Source organism: Hyphomonas sp. (assembly GCF_017792385.1).
Classification (GTDB): domain Bacteria; phylum Pseudomonadota; class Alphaproteobacteria; order Caulobacterales; family Hyphomonadaceae; genus Hyphomonas.
This window is the reverse complement of the sequence record NZ_CP051230.1, coordinates 1,341,228-1,358,829: the sequence shown is the minus strand read 5'-3', so window position 1 is coordinate 1,358,829 and position 17,602 is coordinate 1,341,228. Positions and strand designations below refer to the sequence as shown.

Annotated in this window: 17 protein-coding genes, 1 tRNA gene and 1 pseudogene; 5 read left to right on the top strand and 14 right to left on the bottom strand. The window is 63.0% G+C overall.

What is annotated here, in order from left to right; translation table 11 throughout:
• Positions 1–36 precede the first annotated feature (36 nt).
• From lpdA to aroA, 14 genes and pseudogenes are all read right to left on the bottom strand, one after another.
• The gene (lpdA, locus tag HF955_RS06840; protein ID WP_291078807.1) at positions 37–1,443 is read right to left on the bottom strand and encodes a dihydrolipoyl dehydrogenase; all 1,407 of its coding nucleotides are present in this window, start codon (positions 1,441–1,443) and stop codon (positions 37–39) included.
• A gap of 97 nt (positions 1,444–1,540) precedes the next feature.
• On the bottom strand, positions 1,541–1,906 hold the full coding sequence (locus HF955_RS06835; protein ID WP_291078806.1) for a hypothetical protein: 366 nt from the start codon (positions 1,904–1,906) through the stop codon (positions 1,541–1,543).
• An 80-nt stretch (positions 1,907–1,986) separates the two neighbouring features.
• The gene (locus tag HF955_RS06830) at positions 1,987–2,613 is read right to left on the bottom strand and encodes a hypothetical protein (RefSeq protein ID WP_291078805.1); all 627 of its coding nucleotides are present in this window, start codon (positions 2,611–2,613) and stop codon (positions 1,987–1,989) included.
• A gap of 83 nt (positions 2,614–2,696) precedes the next feature.
• Positions 2,697–4,409 (bottom strand): trypsin-like serine protease, encoded by a 1,713-nt coding sequence (locus tag HF955_RS06825; RefSeq protein ID WP_291078804.1) that lies wholly within the window; start codon positions 4,407–4,409, stop codon positions 2,697–2,699.
• A 70-nt stretch (positions 4,410–4,479) separates the two neighbouring features.
• Positions 4,480–5,295 (bottom strand): ferredoxin--NADP reductase, encoded by an 816-nt coding sequence (locus HF955_RS06820; protein ID WP_291078803.1) that lies wholly within the window; start codon positions 5,293–5,295, stop codon positions 4,480–4,482.
• A gap of 101 nt (positions 5,296–5,396) precedes the next feature.
• Positions 5,397–5,930: a rhodanese-like domain-containing protein gene (locus HF955_RS06815; RefSeq protein ID WP_291078802.1), complete on the bottom strand. Its 534-nt coding sequence runs from the start codon at positions 5,928–5,930 to the stop codon at positions 5,397–5,399.
• Positions 5,931–6,028: 98 nt separating this feature from the next.
• Positions 6,029–6,928: a tyrosine recombinase XerC gene (locus HF955_RS06810; protein WP_291078801.1), complete on the bottom strand. Its 900-nt coding sequence runs from the start codon at positions 6,926–6,928 to the stop codon at positions 6,029–6,031.
• Between the two features lie 49 nt (positions 6,929–6,977).
• Positions 6,978–7,688, bottom strand: a complete 711-nt coding sequence (locus HF955_RS06805; RefSeq protein ID WP_291078800.1) for an SDR family NAD(P)-dependent oxidoreductase — start codon at positions 7,686–7,688, stop codon at positions 6,978–6,980.
• A gap of 143 nt (positions 7,689–7,831) precedes the next feature.
• Positions 7,832–8,242, bottom strand: coding sequence for a large conductance mechanosensitive channel protein MscL (gene mscL, locus HF955_RS06800; RefSeq protein ID WP_291078799.1), 411 nt, complete (start codon positions 8,240–8,242; stop codon positions 7,832–7,834).
• Between the two features lie 105 nt (positions 8,243–8,347).
• Positions 8,348–8,647: an integration host factor subunit beta gene (locus tag HF955_RS06795; RefSeq protein ID WP_027838223.1), complete on the bottom strand. Its 300-nt coding sequence runs from the start codon at positions 8,645–8,647 to the stop codon at positions 8,348–8,350.
• 414 nt (positions 8,648–9,061) lie between these two features.
• A pseudogene (gene rpsA / locus HF955_RS06790) lies at positions 9,062–10,747 on the bottom strand (30S ribosomal protein S1); the annotation flags it as partial.
• A 148-nt stretch (positions 10,748–10,895) separates the two neighbouring features.
• On the bottom strand, positions 10,896–11,534 hold the full coding sequence (cmk, locus tag HF955_RS06785) for a (d)CMP kinase (RefSeq protein WP_291078798.1): 639 nt from the start codon (positions 11,532–11,534) through the stop codon (positions 10,896–10,898).
• A gap of 46 nt (positions 11,535–11,580) precedes the next feature.
• A complete protein-coding gene (locus tag HF955_RS06780; RefSeq protein ID WP_291078797.1) occupies positions 11,581–12,660 on the bottom strand; it encodes an NADH:flavin oxidoreductase in 1,080 nt (359 codons plus the stop codon).
• A gap of 51 nt (positions 12,661–12,711) precedes the next feature.
• Positions 12,712–14,034, bottom strand: a complete 1,323-nt coding sequence (gene aroA, locus HF955_RS06775; RefSeq protein ID WP_367279778.1) for a 3-phosphoshikimate 1-carboxyvinyltransferase — start codon at positions 14,032–14,034, stop codon at positions 12,712–12,714.
• A gap of 118 nt (positions 14,035–14,152) precedes the next feature.
• Here aroA and HF955_RS06770 point away from each other — a divergent pair, with 118 nt between their 5' ends.
• From HF955_RS06770 to HF955_RS06750, 5 genes are all read left to right on the top strand, one after another.
• On the top strand, positions 14,153–14,665 hold the full coding sequence (locus HF955_RS06770; RefSeq protein WP_291078795.1) for a TIGR02300 family protein: 513 nt from the start codon (positions 14,153–14,155) through the stop codon (positions 14,663–14,665).
• 47 nt (positions 14,666–14,712) lie between these two features.
• Positions 14,713–14,788 (top strand) — tRNA-Ala (locus tag HF955_RS06765).
• A gap of 223 nt (positions 14,789–15,011) precedes the next feature.
• Entirely contained in the window at positions 15,012–15,251 is a 240-nt protein-coding gene (locus HF955_RS06760) for a DUF1150 family protein (protein ID WP_027838229.1), read from the top strand.
• A 173-nt stretch (positions 15,252–15,424) separates the two neighbouring features.
• Positions 15,425–16,651 carry a threonine ammonia-lyase gene (locus HF955_RS06755; protein WP_291078794.1) on the top strand — a complete coding sequence of 409 codons (1,227 nt, stop codon included), beginning with the start codon at positions 15,425–15,427 and terminating at the stop codon, positions 16,649–16,651.
• Positions 16,652–16,720: 69 nt separating this feature from the next.
• A complete protein-coding gene (locus tag HF955_RS06750; RefSeq protein WP_291078793.1) occupies positions 16,721–17,599 on the top strand; it encodes an FKBP-type peptidyl-prolyl cis-trans isomerase in 879 nt (292 codons plus the stop codon).
• Positions 17,600–17,602: the final 3 nt, after the last annotated feature.

Genomic DNA, 17,602 nt, shown 5'->3' with positions numbered 1-17,602 from the left:
AAAATCTCACCTGCCGGGTCGCAACCCGCAGGCTGCCTACATTTGCATCGTCCAGCCTTCGATGCCCATCGCAGCCTGGCGCACGGCTTCCGACAGGGTCGGGTGCGCATGACAGGTGCGGGCAATGTCTTCGGACGCCGCGCCGAATTCCATGGCGACGCAGACTTCAGCGATCAGCTCGCCAACCCCCACACCCACCATGTGAACGCCGAGGATCTTGTCGGTCTTCTTGTCAGCCAGCATCTTCACGAATCCCTCGGTCTCGTGATTGGTGCGGGCACGGGAATTGGCCATGAAGGGGAACTTGCTCTTCACATAGTCGACGCCAGCTTCTTTCAGCTGTTCCTCGGTCTTGCCGACCCAGGCCATTTCCGGCTTCGTGTAGACCACGCTCGGTACAAGATCATAATCCACATGCCCCGCCTTGCCGGCAATCAGCTCGGCAACGGCAACACCGTCATCCTCGGCCTTGTGGGCCAGCATCGGTCCGTGAATGCAGTCGCCAACGGCCCAGACGCCCTCTGCCACCTTGAAATGGCCATCCATGGTCTGAACCACGCCGCGCTTGTCAGTGGTCCCACCCACCGATTCCAGGCCGAGGCCTTCGGTATAAGGGCGCCGGCCAATGGCCACGATCACGACATCCGCGTCCAGCGTCTCGCTGTCGCCGCCGGCGGCAGGCTCCATGCTCAGCTTCAGCTTGGATTTCAGTTTCTCGACGCCCGTCACTTTCATGCCGAGGCGGAAATTCAGGCCCTGCTTCTTGAAGATCTTCTGGGCTTCTTTCGCCACGTCCGCATCCGCCCCCGGCATGATCCGGTCGAGATACTCGACCACGGTCACTTCGGAGCCGAGACGCGCCCAGACCGACCCCATTTCGAGGCCGATCACCCCGGCGCCAATCAGGACAAGGCGTTTCGGAATGGAGGTCAGCGACAGCGCGCCCGTATTGGTGACAACGCGCTCCTCGTCGATCTCGATGCCCGGCAGCGGGGTTGGCTCGGAGCCGGTCGCAATCACGATATTCTTCGTGTCGAGCGTCTGGGTCTTGCCGTCCAGGCCTTTGACTTCGACCTTGCCCTTGCCGAGAATCTTGCCGCGGCCCTTGATGTAATCCACCTTGTTCTTCTTGAAGAGGAACTCGATGCCCTTGGTCAAGCCGTCGACCGCTTCCGTCTTCTGCGCCATCATCGTATCGAGATCGATCTCGAGCTTGCCGGTCTTGATACCCATTGCCTCGAAATCATTCTGCGCCGTGGCATAGAGTTCAGACGCGTGCAGCAGGGCTTTCGAGGGGATGCAGCCGACATTGAGACAGGTGCCGCCCAGAACGCCGCGATCCTCGATGCAGGCCGTCTTCAGGCCGAGTTGTCCGGCGCGGATTGCGCAATTGTAGCCGCCGGGGCCGCCACCGATAATGACGACGTCGTATGTCTCAGCCATGGGGAAATCTGCCTTGCTTAGAGGGCCCAGTAGGAATGAGCCGCCAAACTATGCATTTTGCCCCTGAAATCAATGCGGCAGGGTCTGCAAGAATGGATTAGCTGCGTTTCGTTACGGCAAGGCCCGCAAAAAGCGCCCAGAGCACGCCGCTGATCACCGCCTCATCAGTCCAGAGGATCGGATCTGCGCCCGAAAGCACCATCAGTCCGGCCAGCAGCGTGAAGACGAGAATGCCGCCCAGCGTCACCCAGCGGCCAACGCCCTTCCCCGCAAGGATCGCCAGCCCACCCAGCAGGATCAGGCCGGCCGCCACCAGCCGCACCATGCTGGTCGGGGGCTGCATCAGGGCGTCCGACAGACTGCTGCCGCGGTTAACCAGCAAATTGACCGTGGCGGCCCCGCCCCAGAACAGCCAGCCGCCCAGCATGGCAAACAATAGTCCGATGATCCGTCTGGCGCTCATCCCGTTTCCTCCTCATCCCTTTGGACAGGAGGGTAGGCCCACGGGCCGCCACCATCAAATGCAAACTGCGGCAGGCCGTATCAGCCGGCGCGGCGGCGCTTCGCCTGGATCTTCCGGCCATGCAGGGCAAAGCTGGCCCGCTGGCGCGCAATGGCGGCCGGCACCATGGCCGGGCGGGCCGGCTTTGCGGGAACCGGGCGGGCCGGTGCCCGGGCAAGCGGCTCGCTGACCAGAACCGGCTGCGACAGGACCAGTGGCCCGTCCTCGGCCGCCGCATTGGCAGGGCGGGCCGGACGCAGGCGCAGTTCCCACACGGCCAGCGCCAGAAGCAGCGCCCCTGCGCAAGCGCCGGCAATCGCACCCTCCGCTGCGCTCGGATCATGCCACCAGCCCGGCTCGAACGTGACAAGGTACAGGCAGGGAATTCCGGCAACGACCCCCATCAGGTACCAAACCACCCCGCCCGGTCGCCGGGCGGCAATCATCGCGGCCGAACAATAGAAACACAGCGCTGCCAGAAGGTAGGGCCCGCCATGGGCAATGCCCAGCTGGCGCCAGTCGACGCGCTCCAGCCCGGCGGCAACATCATCCTGAACCACCCAGCTCAACGCCATCATGATGGATGGCCAGCGCACGGCCGTCAGGGCGCCGAACGCAAAGGCGATCGCGTAGATGGTCAGAAGTATGGCGATCAGGCGGCGCAGCATGGCGCATGGTTACCACGCGCACGGTAACCGCCCGCTGAACGGGATGTTGCAAATTTGACCGATTGCCTCGCTGGCCGGCCGGGTCAGTTGGCTGGGCCTGACTCCGCGCCGCAGATACGGGAATCGATACAATAATCCAGCACCCCCATGGCCATTTTCGGCTCGGGCGCCGGGTCTGGCGTGATCGGATCGAGGTCGGCGTCTGATCCCGCACCGGCCTCTGCAGCTGCCTCAGGGGCGGATTCCGGGGCCGGTTCACCCTCTGTGGCCGCAATCCGGAAAAGGCCCTTCACGGGCTGTTGCTGGCGCAATGCCGTCCGGACAAGACGGGTGATGTACTCCACCGGGGCGGCCACTTCCTGAAATCCCTGCTGCGGCGACACCGGCAGGCGCGCATCTTCCGGCACCACCATCGCGATCATCGATTGAGGCCCGAGCGGCGGACCGGCCTTCAGGCCCGGCTCGCCGAATACGTCTCTCGCCAGCAGGACGGTTTCACCGGCTTCGCGCACCGGCCAGTCCCCCGCCGCCTCGATCGGGTTCGGGTAGAGCTGCGTCAGCACCTGATCGGCATTGTAGTCGAACAGCACCAGTTTGCCCCGCACCGGCAAGGTCACTTCAAGGTCCACCATCTGTCCGTTCTCGATGATTGACACTTCCGTCCCGGCCGCCGTCAGCAACCGTATCGGCATGTCTGCGACGATCTCGTCGAAATCTTCCTGAACGGCGGTCACCAAGTTCGGCACGCCCCGTGTGGGTGGCGGCACATCGGCATACTGGATGAAATTCGCGTCCGGCTCGTATTGCCGTATCCACTCGGCATAGGCCGACACGCGCGTGTACGCGCCGGGGCTTTCCTGCCGGCCACAGCCGACGCCCCAGCTGACCACACCGATCTGATAGGGGCATCCATTCTTGTCGTACTTGACCAGCGGGCCGCCACTGTCGCCCTGACAGGCATCCTGCCCGCCCTGTTCCAGCCCGGCGCAGACCAGCGTGTCATCCACAACCAGCGACTGATAGTCCGCCGGATACCCTTCCATCATGGACGCCCGGCGCAGGCGTGACTGGCACGTCTGTGCCGCGACAGTGGGCGCTGATGTTTCCTGCAGGATCAGGCTGGGTGCGGCGAGCGCGAAATTCCTGGCATTCTGCCATTTGGTGCGCTGGCCGGGCGCCAGCTCTTCCAGGTTCCCGAATCCGGCCACCCAGGCCTCCTCACCCGCCTTGGACAGGCGGTCTGTCGTTGAATCAGCCGACAGGGTGGCCAGCGGGCCCTCCCAGGGCGAATCCAGCTTCAGCAGCGCGATGTCTGCGCCCTTGTAGATGTCTTCCGCGCCGGCATAGGCCGGATGCGTGATCACCTCGGTGACGAAGGCCGCATGGGATCCGTCCGGAATCCGGCCCAGATCACCCGTGCCCAGCTGAACCCGGATGGCTGCGATCTTTCGCTCGGGGCCGCCATTGCTCGCCGCCTCGAATGCGAACACCCGGCCGCTTTCTTCCGAAACACGAAAGCCTTCGACACAATGTGCGGCCGTCAGGACCCAATCCTTCGAGATGGCCGCCCCGCCGCAGACATGGAACGTGCCATTGCGCATGCGCAGCTGGATCGAAGCGATCCCCGGCCAGTTGGCCAGATGCGCCGTCACCCCGCCGACAACTTTGGCGCCGGTCGGCGTGTCTTCCACACGGCAGGTTCGGTCCTGCGCTGAGGCAGACGGCGCCGACACGAGGGCCATGGATACGAAACCGGCAACGAGACCGGCGGTGACAGCTGAAACGCGACGCGACATGATACGTCCTCCCACGCGGGAAGATTAACCATGCCGACGCGCCAGCGCCAAGACGTACGCGCCCGGCAATCTAGCCGGCGAAGGCCTTCTCGATGACGAATTCAGCCGGGGCCGCGTTCGACCCTTCGGTCAGGCCGGCCTTCAGCATCAATGCCTTCACGTCCTGGATCATCTCCATGGATCCACAGATCATCACCCGGTCGGTTTCCGGATTCAGCGGCGGCACACCCAGATCCTCGAACAGTTTCCCGCTCTCGATCAGGTCGGTGATCCGGCCCTTGTATTCATAGTCTTCGCGCGTGCAGCTGCCATAGCGGCGCAGCTTGCCCCGGGCCAGTTCGCCCAGAAATTCATGGTTCAGCGTCTCTTCGACAATCTCTTTCGAATAGTCGAGTTCCGCGGCCTGGCGGCAGGTATGCGTGACGATGACCTCGTCGAACTTCTCATAGGTTTCCGGATCACGGATGACGCTGGCAAACGGTGCAAACCCGGTTCCGGTGGAGAAACAATAGAGCCGCTTTCCCGGCACCAGCGCATCATGCACCAGCGTCCCGGTCGGTTTCTTGCCGAGCAGCACCTTGTCGCCCGGCTGGATCGCCTGCAGGCGGGAGGTCAACGGGCCGTCCGGTACCTTGATCGAATAGAATTCCAGCTCTTCGTCCCAGCTCGGGCTGGCAACGGAATAGGCCCGCAACAGCGGCCGGCCATCATCCTTGTACAGGCCGATCATGACAAATTCGCCGGACCGGAACCGGAAGGTCGACGGACGGGTCAGCCGGAAGCGGAACAACCGGTCTGTATAGTGTTTTACCTCGAGGACGGTTTCCTCGGTCGGCGCGTTCGGGTTGACCTTCTTGGCGGCAACGGGCGTCGCATCTGCAGTCATGTCAGGGCATCTCGCTCTTGCAATGTCTCGCGGCGTCACATGACGTGTGGTTGCGCGGATTGCAATGCGTCAGATGGACAGTTGAGTTTTACTGAAGAGTCCTAGGGCTGGAATGCCTGCCGGGACGGCACCTCTCCCACCCAGTTGATGTCCGGATCTGCCAGCGAATAGGCGCCGTTCAGTTCCTGTATGTTCTCATAGCCATAGCCATAGAGATTGATGAAGGTCGGAACATTCAGGGCCAGTTCAATCCGTTTCACCGGCACGGGCGCGACATTGTCGGTGAAATTGTTGTTGCAGTAGATCAGGATGCGCGTGGCCTTCGACGGGATCACCCTGGCCAGTTTCTCATCGGTGAAGTCGGAGAAGTTCAGGTGCACCGCCCCGGCAATGTGTCCCATCTGGAACGCCTCGGCGCTGCGCGTGTCGAGCACGATCGTGCCCGGCTCCGCTTTCATCCGGTTAAACGTGTCGAGATCGACAAGCCGCGACTCCCGATAGTCCGCGATCTCTGCCGACAATCCGAGAAACCCGTCATAGTCGACCTGGCTCTCCTGTGCATTGGCCATCAGACCGCAGCCAATGAAGGCTGCCAGCGTGATCAGGCCCAGTACCGCGTTCCTTCTGACACCCATGGCGCCAATCCTTTCTGCAGACCTCCCCAGGCTACCGGACGAGCATTACCGGCAATTAAGGCAGGATTGGGCAATTTGAAAGGGTTTCTCAAGACGGGTCAGGCGCGCGGATGGGCGGCTGCATGCACATCCCGCAGGCGTTCGGCATCCACGCCGGTATAGACCTGCGTTGTCGACAGGGAGGCGTGACCCAGCAAGGTCTGGATCGCCCGCAGGTCTGCGCCGCCGGCCAGAAGATGGGTCGCGAAGGCATGCCGCAAGGCATGGGGGGTCGCCGTGTCCGGCAGGCCGAGCACCGCGCGCAGCTTCTGGACAAGGCCCTGAATCAGGCGGGGATTGAGCGCCCCGCCCTTTGCGCCCCGGAAGAGGGCGTCTCCCCGGCCCAGCGCATAGGGGCAAAGTTCGGCATAGGTATTCACCGCGTCCCGCACTGCCGGGATCAGCGGCACGATCCGCACCTTGCCGCCCTTTCCGGTAATGCGCAGCCGCTCCGGTGCCGGCAGGTCCGCACCGGTCAGGCCGAGCGCTTCGGAAATGCGCAGACCCGCCCCGTAGAGCAGGGACAGGACCGCCGCATCGCGTGCATTGATCCAGGCTTCGGAGTCCGGATCCGTCCCCGCTTCCTCGATCAGGTCCTTTGCCGCATCCACCGATACAGGCCGCGGCAGGCGCTGCGGTCTGCGCGGCCCCTGAAGATAGGCGATTTCGGCATTCTCGATCCCGTGCGTCCGGCCCAGCCAGCGATACAGCGCCTTGATGGAAGACAGCAGCCGCGCAATCGAGGCATCCGCCAGCCCGTCCCGCCGGCGTTGCGCCAGAAACGACCGTACATCCCGGGCGCGCAATTTGCCCAGCCGCTGAGGCGTCGGCGCATCGCCCAGATGAATCGCCAGAAAGCCCAGAAAGCCCGCCAAATCACTGCGATATGCCTCGACCGTCTTGTCCGCCATGCGGCGTTCATCGGTCAGATAGGCAGTGAAATCGGCTAGCATGTCCATCGGCCCAGTTTGTCAGCCCGGTCTTAACTTTGCCTTGCCTGACGCTGGCCTAGGGCGCGATGCGCTTGCCCGCCCAGTCGAGCACATGGCCGCTGTCTGCAGGTGTGAGGCGGTCGACCACATCCAGCAAATAGCCGGCCGACCGGGCGGGAGAGAACAATTGCCTGTCGGGCACATTCGCCTGGTATGGTGCCGACAGCCCCGTGTCCACCGTGCCCGGATGAAGGCCCACACAGATCGCCGCGTCATTCGTCCGGCCGCATTCGATCGCATAATTCCGCACCAGCATGTTCAGCGCGGCTTTCGAGGCGCGATAGGCGTGCCAGCCGCCGAGGCGATTGTCGCTGATCGAGCCCACCCGCGCCGACAATGGCGCGAACACCCACCGCCCCTGTCGCGGCATCTGCCCCAGCATGTGTCTGGCAATCAGGGCCGGCGCGATTGTGTTTGCCGCGAATATCGCCTCGAAGCCTTCCCGGCTCTGATGGCGATAGGATTTTTCAGGCTGTAACGCGCCATCATCGTGAAGCTGGCCAATCGCGGTCAGGCACAGCCTTAGGTCCCCGGCGCTGCCAACCGTTTCCGCAACAGCTTCGAGATCTGCATCGTTCAGCGCGTCTGCCTTCAGCGGTATCGCCCCGTCGGGGGCTGTGCCCTGCCGGGAAACCGCAAACACGGACGTGTACTGGTCGCGGGAGACCAGCGCCTCGACGAGGGCGCGGCCGATCCCGCCCGATGCTCCAAACACAATGGCATTCATGAGGGGCCAGCTAGGGCGCGACGGGTTGCAGGCAAAAAAGAAGGGCGGCCAAATAGGCCGCCCCTCACTACTCTACCTGTACTCTACGATCCATGAAGGTAAACACACGATGCTTAACCCTTCATGAATTCCGGTCGCAGCCCTCAGCTTTGCTTGGCCAGCAGGTTGCGAATTTCTTCCAGAAGAACTTCCTGGCGCGGCGGTGCCGCCGGAGCCGTTTCTTCTTCCTTTTTCTTCATGTTGTTCATGCCCTTGATAATCATGAACATGACAAAAGCAACGATCAGGAAGGAAATGATGGCGGAGATGAAGTTGCCGAGTTCGACAACGGCCGCTTCCTTGACCACTTCTCCGGCTTCGTTCAGCTCGGCCGGCGAGACCGTGTAGGTCAGGGCCGACAGGTCGAGACCGCCCATGATCGGCGCCAGAAGTGGCAGGAACACGCCCTGGATGAAGGCCGTGACAACCGTGGCGAATGCGCCCCCCATGACAAAGCCAACGGCCATGTCCACCAGATTGCCCTTCATGGCAAACTCTTTGAATTCCTTGAGCATGGTAAGCCCCCTTTTCGTGCAAGGAAATTTAAGCGATGGCTGAAATACGCCGGGCATTTGATCGGCGCGTCAAGACGTCACACTCAGTTCCAGGTGCAAGTGGGGTCAGCGGGCTTCCGGGTCCACGCCGCCATTCACGCGGGCGCGCAATTCCTTGCCGGCCTTGAAGAACGGCACTGATTTCGCCGGCACATCCACGGATTCGCCGGTACGGGGATTGCGCCCCTTGCGCGCATCGCGCTGCCGGACGGAGAATGCTCCGAATCCGCGCAATTCAACACGGTCGCCCCGCGCTAACGCAGAGCCGATCTCGTCCAGAATGACATTGACCACCCGTTCCAGGTCTTCCTGGCGCAGGTGGCTGTATTCCACAGCGAGTTTTGCGATCAATTCCGACTTCAGCATGTCTTTGATATTAAACGCATTTGCGGCGGGAGCGCTAGGCCCCCGCCGCAAACATTTCATCAATTTTAGAATACTGATCCGAAGCCCGGATCAGCGGCCTCAGGCGTCGGCGAGTTCGCCGGCCTGTGCCTTCCATTCCGCGCCTTTGCCAGACGTGCCGACTTCCTCTTCGAGGGTCGCGATCTGGGCATCGGTCAGCGCAGCAATCTGCCAGAAATGGTAGATGCCGGCTTCGTTCAGCTTCTTCTCGAAGGCCGGACCAACACCCTTGATCTGCTTCAGATCGTCAGCGTCGCCCTGCGGACCGGACAGGCGGCCCTTCTCGTCCAGCGCGGAAGCATCAGCGGTTGCCTTGCCATCCGTGCTCGGCGGGGTCGGGGTGACCTTTTCCGAGGTTTCCTTGCCAGCGCCCGAGGAAGCGAGCGCAGCGCCGAGGATGTCGCCCAGAGACGCACCGGCATCAGCCGATCCGTACTGTGCCACGGCCTCTGCCTCTTCCGCGATCTCGAGGGCCTTGATGGACAGCGAGACACGACGCGAGGAGCGGTCAACCGACACGACTTTCGCATCGACCTTGTCGCCGACTGCGAAGCGTTCCGGACGCTGGTCCGCGCGGTCGCGGGACAGGTCGGAGCGGCGGATGAAGGCTTTCATCGCCGGAGAGCCGAACTCGACCTCGATGCCGCCAGACGTGACTTCCGTGACCGTACAGGTGACGGTCGAGCCACGCTTCACGCCGGCACCGCCATCGGCCGGAGCCTCGATCGGATCGCCGGACAGTTGCTTGATACCGAGCGAGATCCGCTCCTTGTCGACGTCGACGTCCAGCACCTTCGCCTTGACCATGTCGCCCTTGTTGTAGGTCTCGATGGCCTGCTCGCCGGATTTGTCCCAAGCGATGTCGTTGATGTGAACCATGCCGTCCAGGTCCGGGCCGAGGCCGATGAACAGGCCGAATTCCGTGATGCCACGAACTTCGCCTTCGATCTCGGTACCCACCGGATGCTCTGCCAGGAAAGCGGTCCACGGATTGTCCATGGTCTGCTTCAGGCCAAGCGAGATGCGGCGCTTCTCGGAGTCCACGTCCAGGACTTCCACATCGACTTCCTGGGAGGTCGACAGGATCTTGCCCGGATGGACGTTCTTCTTGGTCCAGCTCATTTCGGACACGTGGATCAGGCCCTCGACACCATCTTCCAGCTCCACGAAGGCGCCGTAATCGGTGATGTTGGTGACCTGGCCCTTGAGGCGGGCGCCGACCGGATAGCGGACGTCGATGCCGTCCCACGGATCGGAGCCGAGCTGCTTCATGCCGAGCGAGATACGCTGGGTTTCCGGATTGATCTTGATGATCTGGATTTCGACTTCCTGGCCGACTTCCACAACCTGGGACGGATGGTTGATCCGCTTCCAGCTCATGTCGGTGACGTGCAGCAGGCCGTCAATTCCGCCAAGGTCAACGAACGCACCGTAATCGGTGATGTTCTTGACGATACCCTTGCGGACATCACCTTCAGCCATGTCGGACACGATCTCGGCGCGCTGTTCGGCGCGGCTCTCTTCGAGGATCGCGCGGCGCGACACGACGATGTTGCCACGGGCACGGTCCAGCTTGAGGATCTGGAAGGGCTGGACTTCGCCCATCAGCGGGCCAACGTCGCGGACCGGGCGGATGTCCACCTGGCTGCCCGGCAGGAAGGCATTCACGCCGCCCAGGTCGACGGTGAAGCCGCCCTTGACGCGGCCGGAAATGGCGCCCTTGACGGGCTCTTCGTCGTTGAAGCTCTTTTCCAGCTTGATCCAGCGCTCTTCGCGGCGGGCCTTGTCGCGGGACAGGACGGCATCGCCCAGCGCGTTTTCGATGCGATCAAGATAGACATCGACGATATCGCCGGGGGCCGGCTCCTTGTCTTCCATCGAGAATTCTTTGACCGGGATGCGGCCTTCGGTCTTCAGACCGATGTCGACCAGCACGGCATCATTGTCGATGCGGATGACAGTGGCCGGAATGACCTGGCCTTCCTGCATCGCGCTGGCAGCCGTGGACGATTCGAACATTGCCGCGAAATCGTCGGTCGTGGGATTGAAATTGTCAGACATTGGGGTTCCTTCGGACGGGTCGAACGGCTCAAGGCAGGCGTGCACCATTGCAGCCTGCTCAGAACGACCCGTGAGCGTGGTCTCTGTAAATTTGAAGTGGTGCAGCCTGTTTGGATTTGAGGCCCTCCGATCAGGAGGAGAGGCCCCTTCAGGTGCGGTTTCCACGGGCGATCGCTGCCTCGACAGCGGCAATCGCCTTTTCCACTGCGGCCTCTATAGTCAGGTCGCTCGTATCGATCAAGACAGCATCTGCGGCCATTTCGGCGGGCGCATCCTTGCGCGACTGGTCCCGCTGGTCCCTGACGCGCAATTGTTCGATCACCTCGTCCAGCGACAGGTCGCTGCCCTGCCCCTGCAATTCCTTCCAGCGACGCTCCCCGCGCACCTCGACCCGGGCATCCACCCAGAGCTTGGCGTCCGCTTCCGGCGCGATCACCGTGCCGATGTCCCGGCCGTCCAGCAACGCACCAATCGGCTGGGTTGCGAAGGCCCTCTGCAATTCGAACAGGGCCTGCCGCACTTCGGGGATGGCCGCCACGACACTCGCGGCCTTGCCTGCCTCGGCCGTACGCAAATCCGCTTCGTCGAATTCGGCCAGGTCCAGCTGGCGCGCGATCGTCGCCACCGCGGCCGCATCTGACAGAGTGGCCCCAGCACGGAGCGCCGCAACACCCGTGGCGCGATACAGCCGGCCCGTATCCATGTGCGGCAGGCCGTAATGGGCCGACAGCCGTTTCGCGATCGTGCCCTTGCCCGACGCGGTGGTTCCATCAATCGCAATAATCATGGGGGCGGGAAGTGAGCGATCCCGCACCCCAAGTCAAGCCGGGGCGTCAGGCCGCCTCCACGAAGCCTTTCCAGCCGCTCATATAGTCGATGAACGCTTCGCCGAGGCCTTCCTGCGCCAGGTGCGCCCGCGACACCGGCAGCGCTGCCGGTTCGAAATCCGGATCCGCCGCCACCTTGTTCGGGAAATCATGATGCAGAATGGCGCCGCGCCCGATCACCACGAAATCGAGGCCCGCACGCATCGCTTCATGACATTTTGCACCGGTCAGCAGCTTGCCGGCAGCCCCCAGCTTCACGTCCCCGCGCGGCAGGTCGGTGAACCAGTCAACCAGGCGCCGGTCCTGATAGGCTTCGTCCACCGGCGTCTTGAAGACGTCCCACAGGGACATGTCGAGATAATCGATGCGGCCTTCCGCCATGACGCGGCGGGCAACCTCGCGCACCTCACCCAGATCCATGCCGAAGCGTTCCGGCGACAGGCGCAGGCCAAGCGAGAAATCCGGCCCGCAAGCCGCACGGATTCCGTCAACGATCTCGAAGGTCAGGCGGGCACGGTTCTCGAGACTTCCACCATAGCGGTCGTCGCGGGTGTTTATCTCTGCGCTGAGAAACTGGCACAGCAGATAGCCATGCGCGCCATGCACTTCCACACCGTGGAACCCGGCGGCTTCGCACCGCACCGCTGCGGCGATGAAATCGTCCCGCACCTGTTCGACCTCCGCCAGCGTCATGGCGCGTGCGCCGAATTCCTCATTGTCGGACGGGCAGACCGGCTTGCCCTCGATGAGATCGTGCGGTGTGCGCATGCCGGCATGATGCAGCTGCACGACCGAATGGCTGCCCTCGGCATTGATCTTCGCCGCCAGTTCGAGCAGGCCCGGCAGCTGGGCGTCATCAAAACATCCCAGCTGGCCCGGAAACCCGATTCCGTGCGGATCAATCTGGGCGGCCGCCGTCATGGTCAGGCCGAAGCCGCCTTCTGCGCGTTTGGACAGCCAATGGATCTCATCCTCGCTGAGCCGCCCGTCGGCATGGCTCTGCTGATTGGTCAGGGGGGCCAGCACGAACCGGTTCTTCAGGGCCGGGCCGTGCGCGAAAGTCAGGGGGGAGGTCAAATCTGTCATGCCGCCAATGTGCGCCTCCGCGCCCTTGCGTCAATTTTGACCCAGCGGCAATCAGCCCTCGACAATGTCCGCGCCCAGTTCCGCCATATGGGTCAGAAAGTCCGGATAGCTCGTCGCGATCATGGAGATATCGTCAACGCTGACCGGGTTCTGCGCCGCCGTGCCCATGACCAGGGCGCTCATCGCGATGCGGTGGTCATGGCGCGTTTCCACCAGACCGCCGCCGGGCGGCGGCCCGCCACAGCCCTGTACCGCAAATCCGTCCGGGCGTTCTTCGGCCTCGACGCCATTGGCACGCAGCATGGCAACGACCGCGCCGATCCGGTCGGATTCCTTCACGCGCAATTCCTCGGCCCCCGTCACCACCGTCTCGCCCTCTGCAAAGGCAGCCATCACGCCCAGGATCGGGAACTCGTCGATCATGGAAGGCACAAGGCGCTCCGGCACGGCCTTGCCGCTGAGCGGCGCAGCGCCGGCATGGATGTTGATCAGTCTTTCGCCCGCGGCGTCTCCCATTTCTTCCGCGCCCAGATGGGCCCCCATCAGGTTCGCCACATCGTAGAAGCCGGACCGGGTCGGATTCGACATCACACCTTCGACCATCACATCGCCGGCGGGCGACAGGATGCCGGCCGCAATGAGAAACGCCGCCGAAGACGGATCTCCGGGAATGGCAGCGTCGATCGCGGTCAGGCCCTGTCCGCCCTCAAGCGACACGCGCACGCCTTCAGCGCCGATCCGCTCCGTGCCGACCGTGACCCCGAAGCCGCGCAGCATCCGCTCGGTATGGTCGCGGGTCTGACGGGCCTCCTCGACAATGGTCGTGCCCGCCGCGTTCAGGCCTGCCAGCAGAACCGCAGATTTCACCTGAGCCGAGGCAATGGGCGGTGTGTACGTGATCCCCTTCAGGCTCTCGGTGCCCACAATCGCGAAGGGCAGCGTGCCATCCGGCCCCGCCGTGTCCAGCCCGCCCATCAGGCGCAGCGGCTTCAGGATGCGGTTCATCGGCCGCCCCCGCAGGCTGGCATCGCCGGTCATCTCGACATTGATTGCATAGCCGGACACCAGGCCCACCAACAGCCGAGACCCCGTGCCGGAGTTTCCGAAATCCAGCACGTTTTCAGGCTGGCCAAGTCCCTTCCGGCCAACGCCGGTCACGTCCCAGGCCCCTGGTCCGGTCTGCGTCACCGTCGCGCCGAGCGCTTCCATCGCCCAGCCTGTGCGCAGGACATCCTCACCTTCCAGAAGGCCGGTAAAGCGGCTTCTGCCCTCGGCGAGGCCGCCAAAGATCAGGGCGCGGTGTGAACAGGATTTGTCCCCCGGGGCACGAATGACACCTTTGAGGGCGGTTACGGGTCGGCTGGTCCAGACCATTTCAGGTACATTCCCTGCTTGATTGATCACGTGAAATGGGGCTTTGACAGCGTGCGGCGTTCATGGCAAGCGCCCGCCCATACCAAAATTAGAGAAGACCCTAAGGAGGCTGTCTCCCGTGTCGAAAGACAAACTTGGAACCAAACAGGTCTGCCCATCCTGCGAGGCACGCTTCTACGACCTGAACAAGCGCCCCTGCGTCTGCCCGAAATGCGGCGAGGAGTTTGATCCCGAAGACGAAGTCATCCGTACGACCATCACCAAGGTGAAGGCCAAGGCCGCGAAGGCCGCCGTCAAGACCGAGGATGAGGACGAGGATGACGACGAAGAGGACAAGGCGGCCCGCGACACGGACGACATCGATGACGATGAGGACGAGTCCGACGAGGAGGAAGCCAAGGAACTCGGCGGCGACGAAGAGGAAGTGATCCTCGAAGGCGGCGGAGACGACGAGGATGATGATGACGGCGCGACCAAGGTCCCGTCCGGCTTCAACGAGGATGGCGTCGACGATGATGACGACGATGACATCCTGCTCGACGATGATGATGATACCGACTTCGAAATCGATGCAGACGCCGACGATGACGACGACGATCTGACTCTCGATGACGAGGAAGATGAAAAATAGACTTGAAACCCGGAAGCGGCGGATGTAACTGCGTCGCTTCCCGGTCAGGGGCCATAGCTCAGTTGGGAGAGCGCTTGCATGGCATGCAAGAGGTCGTCGGTTCGATTCCGTCTGGCTCCACCATTTTTCCGCACCTTTGGCGCGCCAGCGCTGTCCGGATTCCCTTCCTGAACCCAGTCTGAACAAACCCGCCGGGTCGCGCACATCATCGTGATGGCGTGCCTTCAAGATGCCCCAATCCGGTCCTTGAACGGGAACCTTTGTCTCCCACCTTTATTGTGAACACTGGAACAGATCGTTCCGACGTTCGGCATGTCTGTCTCTTGTGACGGAAAGGATTGGAGCGATGACAACAGACCTGAAAACGAACCCGTTTGAAAGCGATGCCTTCGTGTATATCCGCCATCTTGATGCCGGAGAACTTTCGGGAATTCTTCCCGCGAATGCGATCGACCAGATCGACGAGCCCGACGATTTGTTCGTCGTGGCGTCGGCCGACGGCGTGCGACTGGCCGTGGTGCAGGGTCGCGAAGCTGCCTTCGCCGCTGCCCGCCAGCACGATCTCAAACCGCTCAGCGTCCACTAGGACCCATTTGGCCCCCTGGCCCCCGGCCCTCTGCCATCCGCGCCCCTCCCTGCGGATCGGCGGGGGGCTTTTTCATGCCTGATGCATGCGCCGCTCCGGCGGAGGTCCGGCCTTGCCCTTGCAGGGCCGCAGGCATAGGGTGCGCGCGTTTTGCACCCAGAAGATTGCCCCCCATGCCGGATACCCAGACCCCAGACCTGCCCGTAACCCTTGCCGACGTCCAGGCCGCCGCCGGCGTGCTGGAAGGACAGATTGTCCAGACCCCGATGAACATGTCGCGGACGCTGTCGTCGATTACGGGCGCGGAAGTGTGGGTGAAGTTCGAAAATCACCAGTTTACCGCTGCCTTCAAGGAGCGCGGCGCCCTCAACAAGCTGTCCAAGCTGACCGAGGATGAGCAGCGGCGGGGAGTCATCGCCGCCTCTGCCGGCAATCATTCGCAAGGCGTGGCCTATCATGCCCGCCGTCTCGGCATTCCGGCCACCATCGTCATGGCCAAGACCACCCCCTTCAGCAAGGTGGAACACACCCGCAATCATGGCGCGCGCGTCCTGCTCGAAGGCCTCATCTTCGACGAGGCCAAGCACCATGCGCTGGAGGTTTGCGAACGCGACAACCTCACTTTCATCCACCCTTTCGATGACCCGGACATCATCGCCGGACAGGGAACGATTGCGCTGGAAATGCTGGCGGCAAATCCGGATCTCGACACGCTGGTCGTGCCGATTGGCGGCGGCGGGCTGATCAGCGGTATCGCCATCGCTGCCAAGGCGCTGAAACCCGGCATCAAGATCATCGGCGTCGAAGCGGCCATGTATCCCTGCATGCATGCCGCGCTGCGCGGCGAGACTCCCAAGACCGGCGGAGCCACGATTGCCGAAGGCATCGCCGTCAAGGAAGCGGGCGAGCTGACCCGCCAGGTCTGCGCCGAACTGGTCGACGACATCGTGCTTGTCGAGGAAGAGCATCTCGAGCGCGCGATCACCCTGTTTGCGGAAGTCGAGAAGACCATTGCCGAAGGCGCCGGGGCTGCCGGGCTTGCCGCGCTTCTGGCCCACCCCACCCGCTTTCAGGGACGCAAGGTCGGCCTTGTCCTGTGCGGCGGGAACATCGACACGCGCCTCCTGTCCTCGGTGCTGACCCGGGCGCTGGTGCGCGAGCATCGGCTGACTTCCATCCGCATCATCGGGGACGACCGGCCAGGCCTGCTCGCGCTCGTGTCCAAGATCATCGGCGACCAGGGCGCCAACATCATGGAAGTCGCGCACAACCGGATCGCACTTGACGTCCCGGCCAAGGGCGCGGAATTCGACATCCTGATCGAGACCCGCGATGCGCAGCACACGCAGGAAGTGATCGACGCGCTCGCCCAGGCCGGATATCCGCCCCGCCCGCTCTGACAGCGGCGAGATGACTCCGCCCCTGTTCCCGCCTAGACCCTAGTGAACCCTGTCCCATTGGAGAGTCCCATGTTCCGCCGCACCCTTGCCGCCCTTGCCACCATCGGCTTCGTCGCTGCCTGCAGCAATGGTTCCGACACGTCCGACCTGGACGCGACGTTCAGCAATTACCTTCCCTGGGAATCCAGCCGGGATGGCGTGGAAACCGGCATGGCCGGCCTCGAATACATCGTCCTGAAGGAAGGGCCGGAAGACGGCGCCAGCCCGGTGCCGACCGACATGGTCCGCGTTCATTATGAAGGCCGCACCGCCGCCGGCGACAAGTTCGATTCCTCCTATGATCGCGGATCCCCTTCGATGTTCAGATTGAACCAGGTCATCCCGGGCTGGACGCAGGGCCTGCAGCTGATGAGCGAGGGCGACACCTACCTCTTCTACATCCCGAACGCGCTGGCCTACGGGAATGCCAATCGGGGCGATGTCATCAAGGCCGGAGACGATCTCGTCTTCCAGGTCGAACTGGTGGAGGTGATGGAGCCCAAATCCGCAGATGCCGAATCCTGGGCCAAATACACACCCTGGAACCCCGATCTTCCGGAAGTCGTGAAGACCGAATCCGGCCTGCAATATATCGTGCTCGACAGCGGCGATCCGGCAGGCGAAAGCCCGGTCAACGGCCAGATGGTCGCTGTCTATTACGAGGGCCGCCTTGCCGAGACGGGCGAATTGTTCGACAGCGCCTTCCAGCGCGGCCAACCGGAACTGTTCCCGTCGGACCGGCTGATCCCCGGTTGGGTCGAGGCCTTGGCGATGATGAAGCCGGGCGACCGCTGGCTGATGTATATCCCGTCAGACATTGCCTATGGCGCCCAGGGCACGCCCGGTGGCCCCATTCCGCCGAATGCGGATCTCATGTTCGAGGTCGAATTGCTGGATGTGATGAAATAGGCC